Origin of the sequence: Streptomyces sp. 1331.2, assembly GCF_900199205.1 — a bacterium.
GTDB lineage: Bacteria > Actinomycetota > Actinomycetes > Streptomycetales > Streptomycetaceae > Kitasatospora.
On record NZ_OBMJ01000001.1, the window covers coordinates 4,679,673 to 4,703,605 of the forward strand.

Consider the following 23,933-nt stretch of genomic DNA (forward strand, 5'->3'; position numbering starts at 1 on the left):
GCGAGCATCTGTGGCCAAGTTTTTAAGGGCGCACGGTGGATGCCTTGGCACCAGGAACCGATGAAGGACGTGGGAGGCCACGATAGTCCCCGGGGAGCCGTCAACCAGGCTTTGATCCGGGGGTTTCCGAATGGGGAAACCCGGCAGTCGTCATGGGCTGTCACCCGCTGCTGAACACATAGGCAGTGTGGAGGGAACGCGGGGAAGTGAAACATCTCAGTACCCGCAGGAAGAGAAAACAACCGTGATTCCGGGAGTAGTGGCGAGCGAAACTGGATGAGGCTAAACCGTTTTGGTGTGAGACCCGGCAGGGGTTGCCATTGCGGGGTTGTGGGAATGAGCTTCAGTCGTCTGCCGGCGGCTGGGCGAGTCAGAAACCGTATGGGTAGTCGAAGGACATGCGAAAGGTCCGGCGTAGAGGGTAAGACCCCCGTAGACGAAATCTGTACGGCTTGCTTGCTCATCTCCCAAGTAGCACGGGGCCCGAGAAATCCCGTGTGAATCTGGCGGGACCACCCGCTAAGCCTAAATATTCCCTGGTGACCGATAGCGGATAGTACCGTGAGGGAATGGTGAAAAGTACCGCGGGAGCGGAGTGAAATAGTACCTGAAACCGTGTGCCTACAAGCCGTGGGAGCGTCGTTCATCAGCTTGCTGGTGGGCCGTGACTGCGTGCCTTTTGAAGAATGAGCCTGCGAGTTTGCGGTGTGTAGCGAGGTTAACCCGTGTGGGGTAGCCGTAGCGAAAGCGAGTCCGAATAGGGCGTCTGAGTTGCATGCCCAAGACCCGAAGCGGAGTGATCTAGCCATGGGCAGGTTGAAGCGCGGGTAAGACCGTGTGGAGGACCGAACCCACCAGGGTTGAAAACCTGGGGGATGACCTGTGGTTAGGGGTGAAAGGCCAATCAAACTCCGTGATAGCTGGTTCTCCCCGAAATGCATTTAGGTGCAGCGTCACGTGTTTCTTGCCGGAGGTAGAGCACTGGATAGGCGATGGGCCTTACCGGGTTACTGACCTTAGCCAAACTCCGAATGCCGGTAAGTGAGAGCGTGGCAGTGAGACTGTGGGGGATAAGCTCCATGGTCGAGAGGGAAACAGCCCAGAACACCGACTAAGGTCCCTAAGCGTGTGCTAAGTGGGAAAGGATGTGGAGTCGCAGAGACAACCAGGAGGTTGGCTTAGAAGCAGCCACCCTTGAAAGAGTGCGTAATAGCTCACTGGTCAAGTGATTCCGCGCCGACAATGTAGCGGGGCTCAAGCACATCACCGAAGTCGTGTCATTGCAGCATTGAGGGCCAACGCCTGCTGTGATGGGTAGGGGAGCGTCGTGTGCCGGGTGAAGCGGCGGTGGAAACCAGTCGTGGACGGTATACGAGTGAGAATGCAGGCATGAGTAGCGATACAAGAGTGGGAAACTCTTGCGCCGATTGACCAAGGGTTCCTGGGTCAAGCTGATCTGCCCAGGGTAAGTCGGGACCTAAGGCGAGGCCGACAGGCGTAGTCGATGGACAACGGGTTGATATTCCCGTACCCGCTTTGAAGCGCCAACGCTGAACCTCTTGATGCTAAGCCCGTGAAGCCGGCCCGGAGTCTTCGGACAAAGGGACGTGGTGGAGCCGGTGACCCAACGGGGTAGTAGGTGAGCGATGGGGTGACGCAGGAAGGTAGTCCAGCCCGGGCGGTGGTTGTCCCGGGGTAAGGGTGTAGGACGAACGGTAGGCAAATCCGCCGTTCACATAGTCTGAGACCTGATGCCGAGCCGATTGTGGTGAAGTGGATGATCCTATGCTGTCGAGAAAAGCCTCTAGCGAGTTTCATGGCGGCCCGTACCCCAAACCGACTCAGGTGGTCAGGTAGAGAATACCGAGGCGTTCGGGTGAACTATGGTTAAGGAACTCGGCAAAATGCCCCCGTAACTTCGGGAGAAGGGGGGCCATTCCTGGTGACGGGCCTTGCGCCTTGAGCTGGGGGTGGCCGCAGAGACCAGCGAGAAGCGACTGTTTACTAAAAACACAGGTCCGTGCGAAGCCGTAAGGCGATGTATACGGACTGACGCCTGCCCGGTGCTGGAACGTTAAGGGGACCGGTTAGCTCCATTTCGGTGGGGCGAAGCTGAGAACTTAAGCGCCAGTAAACGGCGGTGGTAACTATAACCATCCTAAGGTAGCGAAATTCCTTGTCGGGTAAGTTCCGACCTGCACGAATGGCGTAACGACTTCTCGACTGTCTCAACCATAGGCCCGGTGAAATTGCATTACGAGTAAAGATGCTCGTTTCGCGCAGCAGGACGGAAAGACCCCGGGACCTTTACTATAGCTTGATATTGGTGTTCGGTTCGGCTTGTGTAGGATAGGTGGGAGACTTTGAAGCGGCAACGCCAGTTGTTGTGGAGTCGTCGTTGAAATACCACTCTGGTCGTGCTGGATGTCTAACCTGGGTCCGTGATCCGGATCAGGGACAGTGTCTGGTGGGTAGTTTAACTGGGGCGGTTGCCTCCTAAAGGGTAACGGAGGCGCCCAAAGGTTCCCTCAGCCTGGTTGGCAATCAGGTGTTGAGTGTAAGTGCACAAGGGAGCTTGACTGTGAGACTGACGGGTCGAGCAGGTACGAAAGTAGGGACTAGTGATCCGGCGGTGGCTTGTGGAAGCGCCGTCGCTCAACGGATAAAAGGTACCCCGGGGATAACAGGCTGATCTTCCCCAAGAGTCCATATCGACGGGATGGTTTGGCACCTCGATGTCGGCTCGTCGCATCCTGGGGCTGGAGTAGGTCCCAAGGGTTGGGCTGTTCGCCCATTAAAGCGGTACGCGAGCTGGGTTTAGAACGTCGTGAGACAGTTCGGTCCCTATCCGCTGTGCGCGTAGGAGTGTTGAGAAGGGCTGTCCCTAGTACGAGAGGACCGGGACGGACGAACCTCTGGTGTGCCAGTTGTCCTGCCAAGGGCATGGCTGGTTGGCTACGTTCGGGAGGGATAACCGCTGAAAGCATCTAAGCGGGAAGCCTGCTTCGAGATGAGCACTCCCACCTCCTTGAGAGGGTAAGGCTCCCAGTAGACGACTGGGTTGATAGGCCGGATATGGAAGCCCTGTGAGGGGTGGAGTTGACCGGTACTAATAGGCCGAGGGCTTGTCCTCAGTTGCTCGCGTCCACTGTGTTGTTCTGAAACAACGACCGCCCTGCCGGCGGGTCGACAGTTTCATAGTGTTTCGGTGGTCATAGCGTGAGGGAAACGCCCGGTTACATTCCGAACCCGGAAGCTAAGCCTCACAGCGCCGATGGTACTGCAGGGGGACCCTGTGGGAGAGTAGGACGCCGCCGAACAATTCTTCTGAAGAACCCCCATCCGGATCCCGGATGGGGGTTCTTCGCATTTCCGGGCCGTATGTTCAGGTCGAAGTCTTCCAAAAAATCTTGGTCGATGGTGTCGAGAACCCGTGGCCGGCTCCGTCCCCGGGGTGGAACGCGGCCACAATGGGTCGCACCAGCATCGAGGGAGAAGCACGATGGCCAAGTACCTGCTGCTCAAGCACTACCGAGGCGCCCCGGACGCGGTCAACTGCGTGCCGATGGACCAGTGGACGCCGGAGGAGATCTCCGCGCACATCCGCTACATGCAGGACTTCGCGGCCCGACTGGAGAAGACCGGCGAGTTCGTCGACGCCCAGGCGCTGGCCCCCGAGGGGATGTGGGTGCGTTACGACGGCGAGGGACGTCCGCCGGTCACCGACGGTCCGTTCGCCGAGACCAAGGACCTGATCGCCGGCTGGATGGTGATCGACGTCGACAGTCGCGAGCGCGCCCTTGAGCTGGCCGGGGAGTTGTCGGCCGCTCCCGGGGCGGGCGGGAAGCCGATCCACGAGTGGCTGGAGGTGCGTCCGTTCCTGGCCGCGCCGCCCACCATCACGGAGTGAGCTCCCCGATGAACGAGGCTCTTCTCCGGAGCCTCACACCGGGCGTGCTCGGGATCCTCGTCCGCCGCGGAGCAGACTTCGCGGCGGCCGAGGACGCCGTACAGGACGCTCTGGTGGAGGCGGTTCGCGTTTGGCCGGCCGACCCTCCGCGGGACGCGAAGGGCTGGCTGGTCACCGTGGCGTGGCGCAAGTTCCTCGACGCGGCCAGGGCGGACACCGCCCGCCGTCGGCGTGAGGAGGTCGTCGACCAGGAACCGGTGACGGGGCCCGTGGTCGGGGTGGACGACACCCTCCAGCTCTACTTCCTGTGTGCCCACCCGTCGTTGACCCCGTCGTCGGCGGTCGCGCTCACCCTGCGGGCGGTGGGAGGGCTGACCACCCGCCAGATCGCCGAGGCGTACCTGGTCCCCGAGGCGACCATGGCCCAGCGGATCAGCCGGGCCAAGCGCACCGTCTCCGGTGTGCGGTTCGACCAGCCGGGCGACATCGCGACCGTGCTGCGCGTCCTCTACCTGGTCTTCAACGAGGGGTACTCCGGGGACGTCGACCTCGCCGCCGAGGCCATCCGGCTCACCCGGCAGCTGGCGGCCGTGATCGACCACCCCGAGGTGGCGGGGCTACTCGCGCTCATGCTGCTGCACCACGCCCGACGGGCGGGCAGGACCGCTGTCGACGGCAGCCTGGTGCCGCTCGCCGAGCAGGATCGCAGGACGTGGGACACCGGGCTGATCGCCGAGGGCGTCGAGATCCTGCAGGCTGCCCTCGCCCGGGACCGGCTGGGCGAGTTCCAGGCCCAGGCCGCGATCGCGGCGCTGCACGCCGACGCTCCGACGGCCGAGGAGACGGACTGGGTGCAGATCGTCGAGTGGTACGACGAACTCGTGCGCCTGACCGGCAGTCCGGTCGTCCGGCTGAACCGCGCGGTGGCCGTCGGGGAGGCGGACGGGCCGCGCGCCGGGCTGGCGGCGCTCGCCGAAGTGGACGAGGCGCTGCCCCGTCGTACCGCGGTGGCGGCGTACCTGCACGAGCGTGACGGCGACCCGGAGACGGCGGCGCGGCTGTATTCCGAGGCGGCGCACCGGGCGCCCAACCTCGCCGAGCGCGACTATCTGACGCGTCAGGCGGCCCGGCTCAACGCCGAGTTGAAGGCCCGTCGGCGGCTCTGACGGTTGGCGGCGCCGAGGGGCGCGCCCGGTCAGAGGCGGCCGGCTGCCTTCAGGGCGAGGTAGGTGTCGGCCAGGGCCGGCGCGATCTGCGCGGGCGGGACGTCGAGAACGGTGACGCCGTGGCGGGTGAGGCGCTCAGCGGTGGCGCGGCGGTCGGCGCGGGTCTGCTCGGCGGCTGCGGCGCCGTAGACGGCGTCCAGGGTGCCGCGGCCGGCGGCGAGGGCGTCCAGCCGCGGGTCCGCGACGGAGGCGAGGACGACCTCGTGGCGCTTGGTGAGCAGCGGCAGCAGCGGGCGCAGGCCGTCCTCGACGGGTGCGGCGTCGAGGCCGGTGAGCAGGACGATCAGCGAGCGGTGCGGCGCCATCCTGAGGGCCGTGGAGACCAGCGAGCGCATGTCGGTCTCGTGCAGCGCGGGCTCCAGGTCGGCCATCGCGTCGGTGAAGGCGGGCAGCACCTCGTGGGCCGAGCAGCCGGCCACGGCGGTGCGCTGGCGGGCGTCGTGGGCGAGCAGGTCGACGCGGTCGCCGGCCCGGGTGGCCAGGGCGGTCAGCAGCAGGGCGGCGTCGAGGGAGGCGTCCAGGCGGGGGGCGTCACCGACGCGGCCGGCCGAGGTGCGGCCGGTGTCGAGGACGAGGAGGATGTGCCGGTCGCGTTCGGGGCGCCAGGTACGGATGGCCACGGTGTTGCGGCGGGCGCTGGCGCGCCAGTCGATGGAGCGGACGTCGTCACCGGGCAGGTACTCGCGCAGCGAGTCGAACTCGGTGCCCTGCCCGCGGGTCAACACCGAGGTGCGGCCGTCGAGTTCGCGCAGTCGGGCGAGCCGGGAGGGCAGGTGCTTGCGGCTGGCGAACGGGGGCAGCGCGCGGACCGTCCACGGGACCAGGTGGGAGCCCTGGCGGGCGGCCAGGCCGAGCGGGCCGAGCGAACGGACCGTCACCCGGTGGGACCGGTGGTCGCCGCGGCGGGTCGGGGTGAGCACGGTGACCGCCCGGCGTCGTTCGCCGCCGGGGACGGCCAGGGTGTGCCGAGAGGCGGCCTCGGCGGTGCCGGGGCGCCAGGCGGACGGGGCCCAGGCGTCACGGATCAGCGCCCGGAGGGGCCGCCCGGACGGGTTGGTGACGGTGAGTTCGACGGTGGCGGGCTCGCCGAGCCGGACGGTGGTGTCACCACCCCGCCCGAAGTGCAGGCTTCGGACGGGCGCGGCGAGCGCCAGGTCGACCGCAGCGGCGAGCAGGACCGCGCCGGTGACCAGCAGGATCCCGGCCGCCGACGGCAGCAGCAGGCCCACGACGAGCGCGCCGATTGAGGCGAGCAGGGCGGTTCGCCCGGTGAGGGCCATGCGGTGCGCTCCTTCGGAGGCTCGTCGACCGGAACGGATGAGGGGCCGACGGACGGTGGGTCAGCGGGGGGCGGGCGTCTGGGCCAGGACGGCCTGGATGACGGAGTCGGCGGTGACGCCCTCCATCTCGGCCTCGGCGCGCAGCGCGACCCGGTGCCGCAGGGTGGGCAGGGCGAGCGCCTTGACGTCGTCCGGGGTGACGTAGTCGCGGCCGGCCAGCCAGGCCCAGGCGCGCGAGGCGGCGAGCAGGGCGGTGGCACCGCGCGGGGAGACGCCGATGGACAGCGACGGGGACTGCCGGGTGGCCCGGCAGAGGTCGACGATGTACGCGAGCACCTCGGGGGAGACGGTCAGCTTGGCGATCTGCGCGCGGGCGGCGGCGAGGTGCTCGGGCCCGGCGACCGGGCGGACGCCGGCCGCGGCGAGGTCGCGGGGGTCGAAGCCGGCGGCGTGCCGGGAGAGGACCTGGAACTCCTGGTCGCGGTCGGGCAGCGGCAGGATCAGCTTGAGCAGGAAGCGGTCCAGCTGGGCCTCGGGCAGCGGGTAGGTGCCCTCGTACTCGACCGGGTTCTGCGTCGCGGCGACCAGGAACGGCACGGGCAGGGCGCGCGGCTCGCCGTCCACCGTGACCTGGTGCTCCTCCATGGCCTCCAGGAGGGCGGCCTGGGTCTTCGGCGGGGTGCGGTTGATCTCGTCCGCGAGCAGCAGGTTGGTGAAGACCGGGCCGGGCTGGAAGGAGAACTCGGCGGTGCGGGCGTCGTAGACGAGCGAGCCGGTGACGTCACCGGGCATCAGGTCGGGAGTGAACTGGATGCGCTTGGTCTCCAGGCTGAGCGCGGTGGAGAGGGTGCGGATCAGCAGGGTCTTGGCGACGCCGGGGACGCCCTCCAGCAGGACGTGGCCGCCGCAGAGGAGTGCGACCACCAGGCCGGTGACGGCGGCGTCCTGGCCGACCACGGCCTTGCCGATCTCGGCGCGCAGGGCGGTCAGCGCCGCCCGCGGGTCGGTGGTGCCGGGGGTAGCGGGTGCCGTGCCGGGGACGGAGCGGAGCTGGGCGGTTGCCTGGTCGGTCACGGGTTCCGTACCTGCCTTTCGAGGGCGTCGAGGTCGTCGGCGAGCCGCAGCAGCGCGGCGTCGTCGGTCGGGGGCGGGCCGTACAGCAGGGCCCGGACGTCCCCTGCGGGCTGTTCGGGGAGGCGGGCGGCCGCGGCCGCGCACAGGGCTTCGGGGTCGGGCGCGCCGGCCCTGAGCGGGACGCCGAGGGCGGGGGCGAGCCGGTGGGCAGCGGCGCGGCGCAGGGCTTCGGCGGCCCGGCCGCGGGCCTTGGCGCGCCGGTAGAGGCGGGCGCGGCCCTCGGTGGTCTCGGAGGCGCGGACCACCACGGGCAGGTCCTCGCCCACCACCGGGCCGAGCCGGCGGCCCCGCCAGAGGGCGGCGAGGACGGCGGCGACGGCGAGTTGGTAGCCGGCCCAGTGCCAGCCGCTCGGGATGAAGTCGGTGAAGGTCTTGGGACGGACGGCCTCGGCGAGCGGGGCGGAGTAGTCGGGCAGGTGCCAGGTGAGGCGGGGCTGCGAGCCGAGCAGGCCGAGCGCGAGCGCGGCGTCGCCGTCCTGGGCGAGCTGCTCGTTCCGGAGGAAGGCGCCGCTGCCGAGCACGATGACGTCGCCGTCGCCGACGGGGGTGCGGACCAGGGGGTAGCCGTGGCCGCGCGGGTAGCAGCCGTCGCCGCGGCTGCCGCTGGTGTAGAGCGTGCCGCCCAGGTGGGCGCTGCCGGCCCGGACGGCCTCGGCGACGGCGCAGTCCGCCGGAGTGCTGCGGACGGTGGCGTACGGCAGGCCGCCGTCGTCCTCGGACAGCCGGATGCCGGGGGCCAGCGCGCTGAGGGCGTCCGGGCCGGGGGCGATCAGGATCAGCCGCCGGTGCCGGGCGGCCACGACGGCGCGCAGCTGGGCGGGACCGAGCAGGTCGGGCTCGGGCAGCACGAGGGTGTCGGGGGCGGCCGGGCTCCGGGCCGGGTCGGTGGTGAACTCGGCCTTGACGCCCTGCTTTTCGAGCAGGGCGACGACGGCGTGGGCCCCGTCGCGGTCGTAGGAGCGGGGGTCGAGCGGCGGGTAGGTGTGGTCCTGGCCGAGGGCGGCCACGGCGGTGGCGGCGACCAGGAGGGCGGCGAGGAAGGCCAGGTACCAGCGGGCGCGGCGCCACAAGCCGCGGCCGGTGGGGGCGAGGCTGGTCGGGCCGGCGGCGGAGGAGGGCGCCTCGGCCACGGGCGGTGGTACGGGGACGGTGCTGGTCATGCCGCTCCTCCCGAAGCCGGACCGGAGGCAGGGCCGGACGCCGAACCGGAGGCGGGACCGGGCCCGGTAGCCGGAGCCGAAGTCGGTGCCGCGGCGAGGACCGGGCGGGTCCGCTCCAGCGTCCGGTCGAGCTCGTGCAGCAGCCGGTACGAGGCCTCGTCCGCGGTGCGCTCGCCGAACGCGATGTCGTCGAAGGTACGGGCGGCCGCGGACAGCGCGGCGGCGTGCCCGGGCAGCGCCCGGCCGGCCTCGGCGGCGGCCTCGTCGGCGGTGCGGCCGGGGCGGGAGTCGAGCAGGGTGCGCTCCTCCAGGCCCCGGATCAGGGCGCGCATCTGCTCGCGGACGGCCTCGGCCCAGCGCCCGGCGGCGGCGTGCCCGGCGGCGTCGGCCCGGTACTGCGCGGCGCTGCGCACGCCGTCGGTCCCGTACACGTCCAGGGTGGTGCGGGCCGCGCGTGCGGGTGCGCCGAGGCGCCACCAGAGGGCGGCGCCGATCAGCACCGCGACGACCAGGAAGAGCACCAGGCCGGTGGTGCCGTCGGTGCCCTCGCCGGAGATGCTGCCGAGGGCGTCGGAGATGCGGTCGTAGAACCAGTCCGTGACCCGCTGCACGATCGACGGGTCGTGCTTGTGGTACTCGGCGTTGAGCAGCTCGTCGCGGGCGGCGTCGCGCGCCGGATCACGCGGGACGGTGACCGGGGCGCCGCCCGCGGCGAGGAGCCTGTCCCCCCAGGTAGGCATCCGGTTCAGCGCCTCGCCGGGGTCTGGTCGCTCTGTTCGCTCCAGCCGGCGTCACCGTACTCGGGCAGGCCGGCGGCGCGGGCCAGCTCGATGTCCAGGGCCTCGCGGCGGATCCGCTGGTCGACGTAGACCAGCACGCCGACGGCGGCCATGAAGGGGGTGGTCAGGGTGCCGGCGATGATCCCGGCGATCGCCATGACGACCACCATTGCGGCGGTCTGCTGGGTCGTGTCGGCGAAGCCCTGGCGGTTCAGGCTGTCGAAGCCCAGCAGCAGGCCGACGAAGCGGAACGGGACCGCGATGACCACGGCGACGACCACCGACAGCAGCTTGCCCAGCAGCACGATGCCGAAGACCCGCCACCAGGAACCGCGCACCAGGCGCCGGGAGCGCGACAGGGCCGTCGTCACGCCCTGCTTCTCCAGCATCAGGGCGGGGGCGGCCAGGCTGTAGCGGATCCACAGCCAGGCGGCGACCGGCAGGGTCAGCAGGCCGACGAGGAACAGCAGCCCCGCGGTCGCGGGCTCGTTGGCGCCGCCGAAGCGGTAGCCGACGAGCGGGGCGAAGCCGAGCAGGGCCACCCCGGGGCCCATCAGGACGGTGAGCACGGTGAGCCCGAGCAGCTGCAGCAGTCGGGGCCGGGCGTCGCGCCAGGCCTCGCCGGCGCTCGCGGACCGGCCGAGCACGGCGCGACTGACCACGATGGTGAGCAGGGCGGCGGCGAGCACGTCGAGCAGCAGTTGCAGCGGCATGGCGGCCAGCAGCCGCAGGGTCTGGGTGGCGGCGCCGGTCCTGCCCCTGACCAGGAGGTCCACCAGGACGGTCCCGGCCTGGGCGACCACGGCGATGCCGAGGGAGAGCGCCAGCACCGTCCGCCAGTGCCGGCGGACGGTGGTGACGGCACCGTCGAGCAGCTCGCCGATGCCGAGCGGGCGCAGCGGGATGACGCCGGGCCTGGGGCTCTGCGGGGCGCCCCAGCCGTACGGGCGGTGGCCGCCGGGGGGCTGTTGCCCCCACTGGGGCCGGCCGTGCTGGGACTGTCCGTACTGGCCGTCCCAGCCGGGAGTGGTCTGCGGTGGTGCCGACGGCCCGGGCACGGCGGCGGGCGCGTCGGCCGGGGGCCGGACGCCGTCGCGGGGCTGCTCGGACGAGCCGGGCGAGGCCCAGCCCGGAGTGTCGGTCATCACTGCTCCTCGGAGGGGCGGCATGGGCGCGGCTCCGGGCGGATCTTCCGCCCGCGCGCAGCGCCCATCGTGCCATGGGGCAGGAGGAGGCCCCATGGCGATCCGGTCGTTGATCGACAGCGCGGGGTCACGGAGGGTCGGGCGGCGGCTTCCGGACGGTTCGGCGGCGCTTCGGCGGGGTTCATTCGCCCGGTATGGCCGGAATTGAGCGGTGGAGGGAGTTGGCCGTTCTGGAGCATTGGCACTGCTGTGCGGCAGGTCACAATCCGGTAATGAGAGGATGGACGCATGAAGGGACGCGTCCTCGTCGTTGATGACGACTCCGCACTGGCCGAGATGCTCGGCATCGTGCTGCGTGGTGAGGGTTTTGAGCCGTTTTTCGTCGCGGATGGGGACAAGGCACTAGCCGCCTTCCGGGAGACCAAGCCGGACCTGGTCCTGCTCGACCTGATGCTGCCCGGGCGGGACGGCATCGACGTGTGTCGGCAGATCCGGGCGGAGTCCGGCATCCCGATCGTCATGCTGACCGCGAAGACCGACACGGTCGACGTCGTGGTGGGCCTGGAGTCGGGTGCGGACGACTACGTCACCAAGCCGTTCAAGCCCAAGGAGCTGGTGGCCCGGGTGCGCGCCCGGCTGCGCCGCGCCGAGGAGCCGACGCCCGAGCAGCTGACCATCGGCGACCTGGTGATCGACGTGGCCGGCCACTCGGTGAAGCGGGACGGCCGGGGCATCCCGCTGACCCCGCTGGAGTTCGACCTGCTGGTCGCGCTGGCCCGCAAGCCCTGGCAGGTGTTCACCCGCGAGGTGCTGCTGGAGCAGGTCTGGGGCTACCGGCACGCGGCGGACACCCGTCTGGTCAACGTCCACGTCCAGCGTCTCCGCTCCAAGATCGAGAAGGACCCGGAGCGCCCCGAGATCGTGGTGACCGTCCGCGGCGTCGGCTACAAGGCCGGACCCAGCTGACGTGACGGAGCGGGCTGACGACACCCCGTCGGGTTCCTCGACCGACGGGGCCGGGGCCGTGCGCGGGGACGTGCTGAGTTCGACCACCCGCCGTCGGCGCGTGTCCTCCGGCCTGGTCGCGCTGGTGAAGCGTCAGCTGCGCCGCCCCACGCACCGGGTGGCCACGCTGTACCGCCGGTCGATCCAGCTGCGCGTGGTCGCGGTGTCGCTGCTGGCGTCCGTCGTGGTGGTCCTGGTGCTGGGCGTGGTCGTGGTGGCGCAGGTGCGCACCGGCCTGCTCGGCACCAAGATGGACGGCGCCCGCGCCCAGGCCAGGATCGGTTTCCAGGTCGAGCAGAAGAAGATCGACGAGGCCCGGGACCAGAAGCTGCGCGGCACGGCCGACCCGACCGTCGACGAGCCCGGCACCTGGCTGCTGCGGCAGGTCAACGACCTGGCCGGGAGCGGGCAGACCGTCTACTCGGTGATCGCGATGGCCCCCGGCACCGGCGCCGTCGTCCCGGACACCGCCGGCTTCGCGCCGCGCTACTCCGGCGACATCCAGCCCAGCAGCATCCCGGACACCCTGCGGGCCAAGCTCATCGCCGAGCCCGGCCAGATGTTCGACCAGCCCACCCGGATCCACCGTTCGCCCGAGAGCGGCGGGAAGTCCGAGCCCGGGCTGGCCCTCGGCATGCAGTTCATCGGCCCGGCCGGGAACAGCTACCAGATGTTCTACGTGTTCTCCTTCGGCCAGGAGACCGACACCCTCAACCTGATCACCGGCACCCTGGCGACCGCCGGCGTGTTCGTGGTGATCCTGATGGGCGGCATCGCCTGGGTCGTGGTGCGCCAGGTGGTCACCCCGGTCCGGATGGCCGCCGGGATCTCCGAGCGGCTCGCCGACGGGCACCTGGAAGAGCGGATGAAGGTGACCGGGACGGACGACATCGCCCGCCTCGGGGAGTCGTTCAACCGGATGGCCAACGCCCTGCAGGCGCAGATCCGCCAGCTGGAGGAGCTGTCCCGGGTGCAGCGGCGCTTCGTCTCGGACGTCTCGCACGAGCTGCGCACCCCGCTGACCACGGTCCGGATGGCCGCCGACCTGATCTACGACAGCCGCGAGGACCTGGACCCGATGGCGGCCCGCTCGGCGGAGCTGCTGCAGGGCCAGCTGGACCGCTTCGAGTCGCTGCTCGCCGACCTGCTGGAGATCAGCCGCTTCGACGCCGGCGCCGCGATCCTGGACGCCGAGCCGGTCGACCTGCGGGAGATCGTCGGCCGGGTGGTGGAGGCCGCCGAGCCGCTGGCCGAGGCCAAGGGCAGCGCGATCGTGATCCGCGGTGACGGCGAGCCGGTGCTGGCCGAGGTGGACTCCCGCCGGATCGAGCGCATCCTGCGCAACCTGGTGGTCAACGCGCTGGAGCACGGCGAGGGCCGCGACGTGGTGGTCCGGCTGGGCTCGGCGGACGGCGCGGTCGCGGTCGGCGTGCGCGACTACGGCATCGGCCTCAAGCCGGGCGAGGCGTCCCGGGTGTTCCACCGCTTCTGGCGGGCCGACCCGTCCCGGGTGCGGACCACCGGCGGCACCGGCCTGGGCCTGTCCATCGCGGTCGAGGACGCCCACCTGCACGGCGGCTGGCTCCAGGCCTGGGGCGAGCCCGGCGGCGGCTCGCACTTCCGGCTCACCCTGCCGCGCACCCGCGGCGGCGAGATCTCCCGGGCGCCGTTCCGGCTGGAGCCGGAGGACTCCCGCAACAACCGCGGCCTGGGCACGTACGGCACGCCGTACCGGCGGGCGATCAGCCCGACCGGCTCGACGGCGCTGACCGCCGCCGAGGACCAGGCGGAGACGCCGGAGGCGGCGGGCAGCGGCCTCGGCAGCGGGCTCGGCGGGGTGCTGAACATCGGCCCCGGCCTCGGTCGCAACCGGATGCCCGTGGGGCCGCGTTCGGACCCCTCGGACGTGCGGACGGCGGGGGCCGGTTACGCGGTGACCGGCGCCCAGGTCATGGTGGACCCGACGCCCGGACGGCCGTCGGTGGCGCAGCGGACGGCGGAGCCGGACGTGACGGGTGGGACGGACCTGGAGGGGTCGCAGCGTGCGAAGGACCAGCAACAGGACTGAACCGCGGCTGCTCGCGGTGGCCGGCACGCTGCTGGGCGCGCTGGTGGCGAGCGGCTGCGCGGCCATGCCCGACTCCGGCGGCATCACCAAGGTGGAGCTGTCGCAGGGCTCGGCGGACAAGAACCTGCAGGCCAGGATCTACCCGGTGGCGCCCGGCAAGGGCGCCAAGCCGCGCGAGCTGCTGACCGGGTTCCTGGACGCGGTGACGGCTGACGAGGGGTACGAGACCGCGCGCAAGTACCTGACCGAGACGGCCGCCGCGGGCTGGAAGCCGGAGGCCGGGATCCAGGTGCTCTCGTCCACGACCATCCTGCCCGGCCCGGAGATCACCGACGCGGACACCGTGGTCTCGACGACGGTGCGCGGGCAGCTGGTCGCCAACGTCGACGAGAAGCACTCGTACCAACTGGTGGCCGGGCAGGCCAACAACGTCTCGTCCGAGTTCACCTTCGTCCGGGAGAAGGGCGGCGAGTGGCGGATCGACAAGCTGCCGTCCGGCGTGATCATGAACGAGACCAACTTCCGGAACAGCTTCCGGCAGGTGGAACGATTCTTCTACACCGCGCCCGACCCGTCCGGGGTGGTCTCCGGCAGCGCCGGCCAGGAGGTGCTGGTCGCCGACCCGATCTACCTGCGACGCCGGATAGACCCGCTGACCTCAGCCGCCCGCGCGCTCGTCGACGGGCCGTCGACCTGGCTCTCGCCGGTGGTCCGGACGGCCTTCCCGAGCGGCGCCAAGGTCGACAAGGTGACCATCGACGACAGCCGGGTCGCCCACGTCCAGCTCGGCGGGGCGGACGTCAGCGAGCCGATGGCCTGCCGCCGGATGGCGAGCCAGCTCTTCTACACCCTCGCCGACCAGGGCAAGGGCCAGGTCGAGCGGCTGGAGCTGAAGGGACTGCGCGGGGCCTGCACCGCCAGCCGCACCGACGTGCCGGCCACCGGCCCCGGCGCCCTGGCCGGGCCCACGCCCGCGACGCAGTACTACCAGCGCGCCGACGGCTCCCTGGTGGCGACCGACGAGGGGCGCCCCGGCGACCCGGTCCGCGGCATCCTCGGCAAGCCCCAGTCCAACAGCAAGCCGCCGCTGGGCACCATCGCGGTCAGCCGGGACGGCTCCCAGGCCGCCGCGATCAGCGACGACGGCCACCAGGTCTACTCGGTGCCGCTGTCGGGCGGCGCGGTGACCCTGGGCGACCCGGTGCTCACCTCCCCGGCGAAGCCCGGAGACAAGGAGGACGGCTTCGCCTCGCCCAGCTGGGACGGCCACGGCGACCTCTGGGTGGTCGACCGCAACCAGCAGGGCCAGCGGGTGGTCATGGTGCGCGGCAACAAGACGTACACCGTGCCGGTCGAGGGGCTGACCGGACAGACCGTGCAGGCGCTGAAGATCTCCTCGGACGGCGTCCGGGTCGCCCTGGTGGTCAAGACCCCGGGCCTGGCCATCCGCTCGCTGATGTTCGGCCTGGTGGTCCACGGCGGCACCCCGCAGGCCCCGACCGTCAAGATCACCGGGCTGCGCCGGGCGGCCCCCACGCTCACCGACGTCGCCTCGGTGTCCTGGGGGGAGACCGACCAACTGCTGGTGCTCGGCAAGGAGGCCGACCGGACCCAGCAGCTCTACTTCATCAGCACCGACGGCTCGCAGAGCACGGACACGCAGCTGCAGAGCGCCGAGAGCATGACCACCGTCGCGGCTTCCGAGTCCCGGGGGGACAGCCTGACCCAGGCGCCGCCGGTGCTCGCGATGGCGGAGGTCAAGCAGCCGGACGGCAAGCCCAGCGAGTTCAAGGCCTACCGCCTGGTCAACAACCAGTGGCGGGAAGCTCCGTTGATCGACAAGCCGCGGCTGTTCTTCTACGCGGGCTGACGGACCGTTTCGGGGCGCGGGGCCCCGGTGGCGGGCGGTCAGTCGGCGGGCTGCACCGTGGTGGCCGCGACCGAGGCACCGGCCCGGGCCGGCAGGCCGGCGTCGGCCAGCGCCCGGGCGGCCTCGGACAGGCTGGCCCCGGTCGTCACCAGGTCGTCCACCAGAACGGGTTGACGGCCCGCCAGACCGGCCCCCGCGCGCGGCAGTACGGTGAGCGCGCCGTGCAGGTTGCGGCGCCGCTCCGCCGCGTTCAGCCCGGTCTGGTCGGCGACCGGACGGGCGTGCCGCAGCAGCGACGCGGCCCGGACGTCCAGGCCGGCCCGGCGCAGCGAGCGGGCGGCGGCCCCGGCCAGCCGCAGCGTCGGGTCGTGCCCGCGGGCGCGCACCGCCGAGCGGGCCGAGGGCATCGGCACCAGGAGCAGCGGCGCGGCCCCGGCCCGGGCCCCCAGGGCGGAGCGCACCGCCCGGCCCAGCACCTCGCCGAGCGGCCCCGCCAGCCGCAGCGCGCCGCGCTCCTTGTGGGCCAGCAGCAACTGCCGCACCGGGTCGGTGTACGGGGCGGCGGCGTGCGCCCAGGGCAGCAGGGTGGGGCCGGGCCGCGCGGCGGCCAGGACGTGCCGACAGGCCGGGCAGAGCTGGGTGCGTTCGGCGCCGCAGCCCGCACAGTTCGCGGGGAGCAGGACGTCCAGCAGCCCGGCCAGTGCGTGGCCGAACGGTCCGTGGGCGGACGGCGGACGGGTGGGGGAGGGGCTCAGCGGCACGGCTGCTCCTGGCGGCGGCAGGCACGGGGAGTGAGCAAAGGATGCGCCGTATGGGGGTCGTTGTCCAGGTATTTACCCATACTTCACTCGCGGGAGGGTAGACAGGGTGCACCAGCTTGACCGCCCGCTCGCAGTATCGGGTCATACCCGCCTTCTCGCCCGGGGAGGCGAAAAGCCCGTGTGAGGTGTTCGATAAGGCTCCAGGGGGTTTCAACCGTCCCTGGTGGGGAGGAAGTGAGGTGAGGGCCAGTCGTTTCCCGCCGGCGGCGGGGACGGGGGGCCGGCAGTGGATGGGCTGGTCCAGCTGGGTCTCAGCCCGATCCGGTACACCCGGATCGGCGTCAGCACGAGGGATCGGAGTTCTGCGTGGACATCGTCGTCAAGGGCCGCAAGACCGAGGTGCCCAAGAGGTTCCGCGAGCACGTGGCCGAGAAGCTGGAGAAGGTCCAGAAGTTCGACGGCAAGGTGATCAGCCTCGACGTCGAGGTGTCCAAGGAGCACAACCCGCGGCAGGCCGACCGGTCCGAGCGGGTGGAGATCACTCTCCGTAGCCGTGGGCCGGTGATCCGGGCCGAAGCCGCCGCCGGCGACCCGTACGCGGCGCTCGACCTGGCTGCGGCGAAGCTCGACGCGCAGCTGCGCAAGTCCGCAGACCGGCGCCGGGTGCACAAGGGCGGCGCGAACGGCCGCACCCCCATCAGCGTCGCCGAGGCGACCGCGGCCCTGGCCGCGCTGCCGGCCACGACGGCCCAGGAGGGCGGGACGAACGGCGCCGTCCGCAAGACCATGATGGGATCCCTGGAAGTGGAGGGCGAAGGCCCGCTGGTGGTCCGGGAGAAGACGCACCCGGCCGCCCCCATGGCGCTCGACCAGGCGCTCTACGAGATGGAGCTGGTCGGTCACGACTTCTACCTCTTCGTGGAGAAGGACAGCGGCCTGCCGAGCGTGGTCTACCGCCGACACGGCTACAACTACGGTGTCATCCACCTGCAGACCGACCAGTCGGCCGGGCCCGGCAGCGGTGCGGGTGGGGCGATCGGCGCAGCCGACGACGAGGACTGACCGTCCTAGGAGCGATGGAGAGGTGACCCCGGCGGCTACGGCCGCCGGGGTCACCGGCGTTCCGGGGCAGGACGGTTCGAGCGGGGGCCGTCCCCGGGGGAGGGGTCACCCGATGCGGGGGAATCGGCGCCGGAGGGTGACCGCGGCCACTGCGGAGCGTGGAATGATTGGCGCACGACTACCCGCGAAGGGGGAGGAGCGGATGGGGGATCACTTCGGGCTGGGGCCCGCGGCTGGGCCCGGGCTGCCGTCGGGGCCGGAGGAGGAGCCCGCGTATGCGCCGCGCCGGGGTGAGCCGATCCGTGTGCTGGTGGTGGACGACCACGCACTGTTCCGCCGGGGGCTGGAGATCGTCCTCGCGGAGGAGCCGGACATCAAGGTCGTCGGCGAGGCGGGGGACGGCGCCGAGGCCGTGCTGAAGGCCGCCGACCTGCTACCCGACATCATCCTCATGGACGTCCGGATGCCGCGGCGCAGCGGGATCGAGGCCTGTACGGCGATCAAGGACGTGGCGCCCAGCACCAAGATCATCATGCTGACGATAAGCGACGAGGAGGCCGACCTCTACGAGGCGATCAAGGCGGGGGCCACCGGCTACCTGCTCAAGGAGATCTCCACCGACGAGGTCGCCACCGCGATCCGCGCGGTCGCCGACGGGCAGTCGCAGATCAGCCCCTCGATGGCCTCCAAGCTGCTCACCGAGTTCAAGTCGATGATCCAGCGCCGTTCCGACGACCGGGACCTGGTGCCCGCACCCCGGCTCACCGACCGGGAGTTGGAGGTGCTCAAGCTGGTGGCGACCGGGATGAACAACCGGGAGATCGCCAAGGAGCTGTTCATCAGCGAGAACACCGTGAAGAACCACGTGCGCAACATCCTGGAGAAGCTGCAACTGCACTCCAGGATGGAGGCGGTGGTGTACGCGATGCGGGAGAAGATCCTCGAAATAGGGTGAGCCGGGCCGGTCGAGCTCAGCCGTTCGCCAGCAGCTTCTCCAGGGCGGGGCGCAGCCGTTCGTCGTGCAGCGCCCCGACCCGCACGGTGTCGCAGCCGACCCAGGAGGCGGCCTCGCGCAGGGCGGTGGCCAGTGCTTCGAGGCGCCGGGCCCCGTGGCCCCGGTCCTCGGTCAGCGAGACCTGCCGGGCGACCAGGGTGCGGCCCTCGCGGGCCGGGTCGACCCGGCCGACCAGCCGGCCGCCGGCCAGCAGCGGCATCGCGAAGTAGCCGTGCACCCGCTTGTGCTTGGGGGTGTAGGCCTCCAGCCGGTGCGTCATGCCGAAGATCCGCTCGGTGCGCGGGCGGTCCCAGATCAGCGAGTCGAACGGCGAGAGCAGCGTGGTGCGGTGGCGTCCGCGCGGGGCGGTGGCGAGGGCGGCCGGATCGGCCCAGGCCGGGGCGGGGGCGCCGTTGGGGCCCCAGCCCGCCACCTCGACCGGGACGAGCCCGCAGTCGGCGAGCACCGGGTCCAACTCCTCGGCGCGCAGCCGGTGGTAGTCCAGCAGGTCGGCCCGGGTGGCCACGCCGAGCGCGGTGCCGGCCTGGGCGACCAGGGTGCGCACGCACTCCTCGTTCGAGCGGTCCTGCCCGAACAGGGAGTCCGGGATGGCCTGTTCGGCCAGCGCGTAGACGCGCTTCCAGCTGCGGCGCTCGGTGCAGACCACGTCGCCGAAGGCCAGCGCGCGCTCCACCGCGACCTTGGTGTCCGACCAGTCCCACCACTCGGCCGTCTTCTTGGCGCCGCCCAATTCGGTGGAGGTCAGCGGCCCCTCGGCGCGCAGCTTGTCCAGCACCAGCCGGTAGGTCTCGGGCGCGACCTGGTGGCCCCAGAGGTGGCCGCGGTCGCGGTAGCGGCGGCGCCGGAAGGCGAACAGCGGCCACTCCTCGACCGGCAGGATGCAGGCCGCGTGCGACCAGTACTCGAAGCTCGTGCCCCCGCCCCAGTACGCCGCCTCGACGGCCGGGCGCCCGACCGCGCCCAGGCGGGCGTACGGCACCAGCTCGTGGGAGCGGGCGAGCACCGAGATGGTGTCCAGCTGGACGGCACCCAGGTGCCGCAGCACCCCGCGCACCCCGGCCCGGCGGTCGGGTGCGCCCAGCAGGCCCTGGGCCCGCAGAGCGATCCGGCGGGCGTCGTCGGCGCTCAGGACGGTGACGGGGACGCTGCGGGCGGCTTCGGCGGTCATGCCGGCGAGCGTAGCCCGGGGCACTGACACGCGGCCGGGTCGGCCGGGTAGCCGGGGCGACGGGGTCGGTCAGTCCAGGTCGGAGGCCAGCAGCGAGGCCAGCCAGGCGTCGTGGAAGACGCCGCGCTGCTCGGCGTACGAGCGCAGCGTGCCCTCGAAGCGGTAGCCGACCCTGTCGGCGACGGCGCGGGAGCCCTCGTTGCCGACGTAGGCCTGCCACTCCAGGCGGCGCAGGCCGAGCTCGCGCAGCCCGTAGTGGGCGACGGCCCGGGCGGCCTCGACGGTGTAGCCGCGGCCTCGGAACTCCTTCGTGGCCCACCAGCCGACCTCGGCGCAGCGCGGGTCGTGGTCGCGCAGGACGAGCGCCTGGCTGCCGACCAGGGCACCGGACTCGCGCTCGAACACGCACCAGATCCGGTTCGCACCGGTGCGCCAGCCCTCGCCGGCGAGCTCGCGGACGAAGAACTCCGCGTCCTCGCGTCGGTACGGGGAGGGGACCACCGTCCAGCGTTGGATCTCGGCGTCCTGGCAGGCGGTGTACACCGCGTCGATGTCGTTCTCCTGCGGGGCCCGCAGGACCAGGCGCTCGGTGGTGAGGGTGACCGGTTCGGTGGGGAGTTCATCCATGTACGGATTATTCCGTGCCATGAGGAACCCGGGCATCCGATTATCCGGCCAACTCCCGGACCGGCCGACCGTTTTGTCACGGTGGACGGTGCTATCTGGTCATGTGCTCGCGCGGGTGACACGGGAATACCGTGCTGACGCACCTCCCGGGGCATTGGACTCCTCGCATACGATGGCCCGTGCGGTGGGGTGGACCCGCCGTGCAGTCGTCCAGTGCCAATACAGGCAAGGAGCCCGCTCAAGTGTCCGTCTTCGACAAGATCCTGCGCGCAGGCGAAGGCAAGATCCTTCGCAAGCTGCAGCGGATTGCTGCCCAGGTCAACTCCATCGAAGAGGACTTCGTCAACCTCACCGACGCCGAGCTGCGCGCACTGACCGACGAGTACAAGCAGCGGCTCGCGGACGGCGAGACCCTGGACGACATCCTCCCCGAGGCGTTCGCCACCGTCCGCGAGGCCGCCAAGCGCGTGCTCGGCCAGCGGCACTACGACGTCCAGCTGATGGGCGGCGCGGCCCTGCACCACGGGTACGTCGCGGAGATGCGCACCGGTGAGGGCAAGACCCTCGTCGGCACCCTGCCCGCCTACCTGAACGCGCTGACCGGCAAGGGCGTCCACCTGATCACCGTCAACGACTACCTCGCCGAGCGCGACTCGGAGTGGATGGGCCGGGTGCACCGCTTCCTGGGCCTCGAAGTCGGCGTGATCCTCGCCAACATGACGCCCGCCGAGCGCAAGCAGCAGTACGCGATGGACATCACGTACGGCACGAACAACGAGTTCGGCTTCGACTACCTGCGCGACAACATGGCCTGGTCCAAGGACGAACTCGTCCAGCGCGGCCACTACTTCGCGGTCGTCGACGAGGTCGACTCGATCCTCATCGACGAGGCCCGCACCCCGCTGATCATCTCCGGCCCGGCCGACCAGGCGACCAAGTGGTACGCCGACTTCGCCAAGCTGGTGCAGCGCCTGAAGATCGACCGCGACTACGAGGTCGACGAGAAGAAGCGCACCGTCGGCATCCTGGAGGAGGGCGTCACCCGGGTCGAGGACTACCTCGGCATCGACAACCTCTACGAGTCGGTGAACACCCCGCTGGTCGGCTTCCTGAACAACGCCATCAAGGCGAAGGAGCTGTACAAGGCGGACAAGGACTACGTCGTGATGAACGGCGAGGTCATGATCGTCGACGAGCACACCGGCCGCATCCTGGCCGGCCGTCGCTACAACGAGGGCATGCACCAGGCGATCGAGGCGAAGGAGGGGGTGGAGGTCCAGAACGAGAACCAGACGCTGGCCACCATCACCCTGCAGAACTTCTTCCGCCTGTACGACAAGCTCGCGGGCATGACCGGTACCGGCACCACCGAGGCCGCCGAGTTCCACCAGATCTACAAGCTCGGCGTCGTCCCGATCCCGACCAACAAGACCCCGCTGCGCATCGACCAGCCCGACCTGATCTACAAGTCGGAGCCGGCCAAGTTCGCCGCCGTCGTCGAGGACATCGCCGAGAAGCACGAGAAGGGCCAGCCGGTGCTGGTCGGCACCGTGTCGGTCGAGAAGTCCGAGTACCTCTCCCAGGAGCTGCGCAAGCGCGGCATCCCGCACGAGGTGCTGAACGCCAAGCACCACGAGCGCGAGGCTCAGATCGTCGCGCAGGCCGGCCGCAAGGGCGCCGTCACCGTCGCCACCAACATGGCCGGCCGCGGCACCGACATCATGCTCGGCGGCAACGCCGACCACCTGGCCGCCGCCGAGCTGGCGCAGCGCGGGCTGACCCCGACGGACACCCCGGAGGAGTACGAGGCCGCCTTCCCGGCCGCGTTGGAGAAGGCCAAGGCCTCGGTCAAGGCCGAGCAGGACGAGGTCAAGGAGGCCGGCGGCCTCTACGTCCTCGGCACCGAGCGCCACGAGTCCCGCCGGATCGACAACCAGCTGCGCGGCCGCTCCGGCCGTCAGGGCGACCCGGGCGAGTCCCGCTTCTACCTGTCGCTGGGCGATGACCTGATGCGCCTGTTCAAGGCCGGCATGGTCGAGCGCGTGCTCTCGATGGCCAACGTGCCCGAGGACGTGCCGATCGAGTCCAAGATGGTCACCCGCGCGATCGCCTCCGCGCAGACCCAGGTCGAGCAGCAGAACTTCGAGATCCGCAAGAACGTCCTCAAGTACGACGAGGTGCTCAACCGCCAGCGCGAGGTCATCTACGGCGAGCGCCGCCGCGTGCTGGAGGGCGAGGACCTGCAGGAGCAGGTCGGCCACTTCATGGACGACACCGTCGAGGCCTACGTCAAGGCGGCCACCGGCGAGGGCTACGAGGACGACTGGGACCTGGACAAGCTCTGGTCCGCGCTCAAGCAGCTCTACCCGCTCTCCCTGGACCTGGCGGACCTGGAGGAGGAGGTCGGCGGCCCGTCCGGTCTGACCCCCGACTTCCTGACCAAGGTCATCCAGGAGGACATCCAGGCCCAGTACGGCGCCCGTGAGGACCAGCTCGGCTCGGAGATCATGCGCGAGCTGGAGCGCCGGGTCGTCCTGTCGGTGCTGGACCGCCGCTGGCGCGAGCACCTGTACGAGATGGACTACCTCCAGGAGGGCATCGGCCTGCGGGCCATGGCGCAGCGCGACCCGCTGGTCGAGTACCAGCGCGAGGGCTTCGACATGTTCACCGCGATGATGGAGGGCATCAAGGAGGAGTCCGTCGGCTACCTGTTCAACCTGGAGGTCCAGGTCGAGCAGCAGGTCGAGGAGGTCCCGGTCGAGAACGCCCAGGTGGTGCTCGACAAGCTGGAGAAGGACGCCGCCCGCCCGGAGATCAAGGCCAAGGGCCTGGAGGCCCCGAAGCCGCAGCGGCTGCACTACACGGCTCCCTCGGACGAGATCGGCGGCGGTGTCATCGAGGGCGACTTCGAGGACCTCGCGCCGGAGGACGAGGGCGACGGGATGACCCGCGCCGAGCGCCGCAAGGCCGCCAAGTCCGCCAAGGGCCGCCGCCGCAAGGGCTGAGCCGGCCGCAGGACGCCGCGCAGGGCGCCGTACCCGTACCGGGGCGGCGCCCTGCGCCGTTCCCTGCGCCCCCGGGCGGCGCAGCGCGTTCACCGGGCCTCCACGGCGGTGCACTGCCACTGCCCCGCCGGGCCGCGCTGCTCCAGCCGGAAGGCCACCATGTGGTGCCGCCGGCCGAGGTCGACCCGCACGCAGGCCTCGACCGCGTCGGGCGAGGGCGAGCGGTCGTGCACCGGGCCGAGCCGCGGCCGGTCGGCGGCGCCGCCGCGGCGCAGGGCCCCGATGCGGACCAGCGAGGCGAGCTGCCCGTAGCCGTCCAGGCTGGTGTGCCGCATCAGCTGGCCGGAGGGGCGGGCGCCGGTGAGCACCTCGACCAGCTGGTGGGCGAAGCGGGAGGCCAGCGCCCGGGGGTCGTGGCCGGGGGTGCCGGTGCAGGCGGCGCGCGGGTGGCGCGGGCGGCGCCCGGCCGGATCGCAGGTGCCCGTGCCCGTGCCGGTTCCTGCGCCTGCGGTGTGCGGGCGAGGGTGTTGGTGGCGGTGCGGGCGGGCGGTGAGGTGGGCGGTCACGGTGGCTCCTCGGCGGGGTGGTGCGGGTACGGACGGGTCCAGGCTGGGGGTGGCCCGGGCGGGGCGGCAATGCCTTTTCGACCCGGTCGGGGCCGGGCTCCGAGTTCACCTATCCGGGTGAGGCAGCCAGCGTGGCGAGGGATCGAAGCAGC

17 protein-coding genes and 2 rRNA genes are annotated in these 23,933 nt (G+C 71.0%); 10 read left to right on the forward strand and 9 right to left on the reverse strand.

From position 1 onward, the window contains the following. Nucleotides 1-12: 12 nt before the first annotated feature. The 4 genes from CRP52_RS20095 to CRP52_RS20110 all read left to right on the forward strand — a co-directional run bounded on the left by CRP52_RS20095 (nt 13) and on the right by CRP52_RS20110 (nt 5,076). Nucleotides 13-3,133, forward strand: a 23S ribosomal RNA gene (locus CRP52_RS20095). 71 nt (nt 3,134-3,204) lie between these two features. Further along, nucleotides 3,205-3,320: ribosomal RNA gene (gene rrf / locus CRP52_RS20100) — 5S ribosomal RNA — on the forward strand. A 182-nt stretch (nt 3,321-3,502) separates the two neighbouring features. Then, the gene (locus tag CRP52_RS20105; protein WP_097237668.1) at nt 3,503-3,910 is read left to right on the forward strand and encodes a YciI family protein; all 408 of its coding nucleotides are present in this window, start codon (nt 3,503-3,505) and stop codon (nt 3,908-3,910) included. An 8-nt stretch (nt 3,911-3,918) separates the two neighbouring features. Further along, a complete protein-coding gene (locus tag CRP52_RS20110) occupies nt 3,919-5,076 on the forward strand; it encodes an RNA polymerase sigma factor (protein ID WP_097237669.1) in 1,158 nt (385 codons plus the stop codon). A 29-nt stretch (nt 5,077-5,105) separates the two neighbouring features. Here the strand turns inward: CRP52_RS20110 and CRP52_RS20115 are convergent, their stop codons facing one another. The 5 genes from CRP52_RS20115 to CRP52_RS20135 are packed head-to-tail and all read right to left on the reverse strand — an operon-like array spanning nt 5,106 to nt 10,634. Further along, nucleotides 5,106-6,416 (reverse strand): DUF58 domain-containing protein, encoded by a 1,311-nt coding sequence (locus CRP52_RS20115; protein WP_097237670.1) that lies wholly within the window; start codon nt 6,414-6,416, stop codon nt 5,106-5,108. Between the two features lie 60 nt (nt 6,417-6,476). Beyond that, nucleotides 6,477-7,490, reverse strand: coding sequence for an AAA family ATPase (locus CRP52_RS20120; protein WP_373560506.1), 1,014 nt, complete (start codon nt 7,488-7,490; stop codon nt 6,477-6,479). Beyond that, entirely contained in the window at nt 7,487-8,710 is a 1,224-nt protein-coding gene (locus CRP52_RS20125) for a DUF4350 domain-containing protein (protein WP_097237671.1), read from the reverse strand. The genes CRP52_RS20120 and CRP52_RS20125 overlap by 4 nt, the downstream gene beginning before the upstream one ends. Then, on the reverse strand, nt 8,707-9,450 hold the full coding sequence (locus tag CRP52_RS20130) for a DUF4129 domain-containing protein (protein ID WP_097237672.1): 744 nt from the start codon (nt 9,448-9,450) through the stop codon (nt 8,707-8,709). The genes CRP52_RS20125 and CRP52_RS20130 overlap by 4 nt, the downstream gene beginning before the upstream one ends. A gap of 5 nt (nt 9,451-9,455) precedes the next feature. Then, nucleotides 9,456-10,634 carry a glycerophosphoryl diester phosphodiesterase membrane domain-containing protein gene (locus CRP52_RS20135; RefSeq protein WP_097237673.1) on the reverse strand — a complete coding sequence of 393 codons (1,179 nt, stop codon included), beginning with the start codon at nt 10,632-10,634 and terminating at the stop codon, nt 9,456-9,458. 288 nt (nt 10,635-10,922) lie between these two features. On the opposite strand from CRP52_RS20135, the gene mtrA reads away from it, so the two are divergent. Genes mtrA through CRP52_RS20150 form a run of 3 tightly spaced genes read left to right on the forward strand, consistent with a single transcriptional unit; the run spans nt 10,923 to nt 15,577 of the window. Further along, nucleotides 10,923-11,600, forward strand: coding sequence for an MtrAB system response regulator MtrA (mtrA, locus tag CRP52_RS20140; protein ID WP_030061806.1), 678 nt, complete (start codon nt 10,923-10,925; stop codon nt 11,598-11,600). A 1-nt stretch (nt 11,601) separates the two neighbouring features. After that, nucleotides 11,602-13,707 carry an MtrAB system histidine kinase MtrB gene (gene mtrB, locus CRP52_RS20145; protein WP_218893104.1) on the forward strand — a complete coding sequence of 702 codons (2,106 nt, stop codon included), beginning with the start codon at nt 11,602-11,604 and terminating at the stop codon, nt 13,705-13,707. Continuing rightward, complete coding sequence (locus CRP52_RS20150; RefSeq protein ID WP_143685788.1) at nt 13,682-15,577, forward strand: LpqB family beta-propeller domain-containing protein; 1,896 nt, start codon at nt 13,682-13,684, stop codon at nt 15,575-15,577. The genes mtrB and CRP52_RS20150 overlap by 26 nt, the downstream gene beginning before the upstream one ends. Nucleotides 15,578-15,615: 38 nt before the next feature. Here the strand turns inward: CRP52_RS20150 and CRP52_RS20155 are convergent, their stop codons facing one another. Next, on the reverse strand, nt 15,616-16,338 hold the full coding sequence (locus CRP52_RS20155) for a ComF family protein (RefSeq protein ID WP_097237675.1): 723 nt from the start codon (nt 16,336-16,338) through the stop codon (nt 15,616-15,618). 366 nt (nt 16,339-16,704) lie between these two features. Here CRP52_RS20155 and hpf point away from each other — a divergent pair, with 366 nt between their 5' ends. Further along, nucleotides 16,705-17,400 carry a ribosome hibernation-promoting factor, HPF/YfiA family gene (hpf, locus tag CRP52_RS20160; protein ID WP_097237676.1) on the forward strand — a complete coding sequence of 232 codons (696 nt, stop codon included), beginning with the start codon at nt 16,705-16,707 and terminating at the stop codon, nt 17,398-17,400. Nucleotides 17,401-17,602: 202 nt separating this feature from the next. Beyond that, nucleotides 17,603-18,355 (forward strand): response regulator, encoded by a 753-nt coding sequence (locus tag CRP52_RS20165; protein ID WP_257032699.1) that lies wholly within the window; start codon nt 17,603-17,605, stop codon nt 18,353-18,355. 16 nt (nt 18,356-18,371) lie between these two features. Here the strand turns inward: CRP52_RS20165 and CRP52_RS20170 are convergent, their stop codons facing one another. After that, on the reverse strand, nt 18,372-19,583 hold the full coding sequence (locus CRP52_RS20170) for a winged helix-turn-helix domain-containing protein (protein ID WP_097237678.1): 1,212 nt from the start codon (nt 19,581-19,583) through the stop codon (nt 18,372-18,374). 69 nt (nt 19,584-19,652) lie between these two features. Beyond that, nucleotides 19,653-20,210, reverse strand: coding sequence for a GNAT family N-acetyltransferase (locus CRP52_RS20175; RefSeq protein ID WP_097237679.1), 558 nt, complete (start codon nt 20,208-20,210; stop codon nt 19,653-19,655). A gap of 242 nt (nt 20,211-20,452) precedes the next feature. On the opposite strand from CRP52_RS20175, the gene secA reads away from it, so the two are divergent. After that, nucleotides 20,453-23,215: a preprotein translocase subunit SecA gene (gene secA, locus CRP52_RS20180; protein WP_097237680.1), complete on the forward strand. Its 2,763-nt coding sequence runs from the start codon at nt 20,453-20,455 to the stop codon at nt 23,213-23,215. An 89-nt stretch (nt 23,216-23,304) separates the two neighbouring features. Here the strand turns inward: secA and CRP52_RS20185 are convergent, their stop codons facing one another. Next, nucleotides 23,305-23,781 (reverse strand): Rv3235 family protein, encoded by a 477-nt coding sequence (locus CRP52_RS20185; RefSeq protein ID WP_097237681.1) that lies wholly within the window; start codon nt 23,779-23,781, stop codon nt 23,305-23,307. Nucleotides 23,782-23,933 lie beyond the last annotated feature (152 nt).

Excerpts from the sequence above, each read along its gene's own strand:
- CRP52_RS20105 (WP_097237668.1), top strand. The coding sequence starts at position 3,503 with ATGGCCAAGTACCTGCTGCTCAAGCACTACCGAGGCGCCCCGGACGCG.
- CRP52_RS20125 (WP_097237671.1), bottom strand. The coding sequence starts at position 8,710 with ATGACCAGCACCGTCCCCGTACCACCGCCCGTGGCCGAGGCGCCCTCC.
- CRP52_RS20165 (WP_257032699.1), top strand. The coding sequence starts at position 17,603 with ATGGGGGATCACTTCGGGCTGGGGCCCGCGGCTGGGCCCGGGCTGCCG.
- CRP52_RS20130 (WP_097237672.1), bottom strand. The coding sequence starts at position 9,450 with ATGCCTACCTGGGGGGACAGGCTCCTCGCCGCGGGCGGCGCCCCGGTC.
- CRP52_RS20115 (WP_097237670.1), bottom strand. The coding sequence starts at position 6,416 with ATGGCCCTCACCGGGCGAACCGCCCTGCTCGCCTCAATCGGCGCGCTC.
- mtrA (WP_030061806.1), top strand. The coding sequence starts at position 10,923 with ATGAAGGGACGCGTCCTCGTCGTTGATGACGACTCCGCACTGGCCGAG.
- CRP52_RS20110 (WP_097237669.1), top strand. The coding sequence starts at position 3,919 with ATGAACGAGGCTCTTCTCCGGAGCCTCACACCGGGCGTGCTCGGGATC.
- CRP52_RS20135 (WP_097237673.1), bottom strand. The coding sequence starts at position 10,634 with ATGACCGACACTCCGGGCTGGGCCTCGCCCGGCTCGTCCGAGCAGCCC.
- CRP52_RS20170 (WP_097237678.1), bottom strand. The coding sequence starts at position 19,583 with ATGACCGCCGAAGCCGCCCGCAGCGTCCCCGTCACCGTCCTGAGCGCC.
- CRP52_RS20175 (WP_097237679.1), bottom strand. The coding sequence starts at position 20,210 with ATGGATGAACTCCCCACCGAACCGGTCACCCTCACCACCGAGCGCCTG.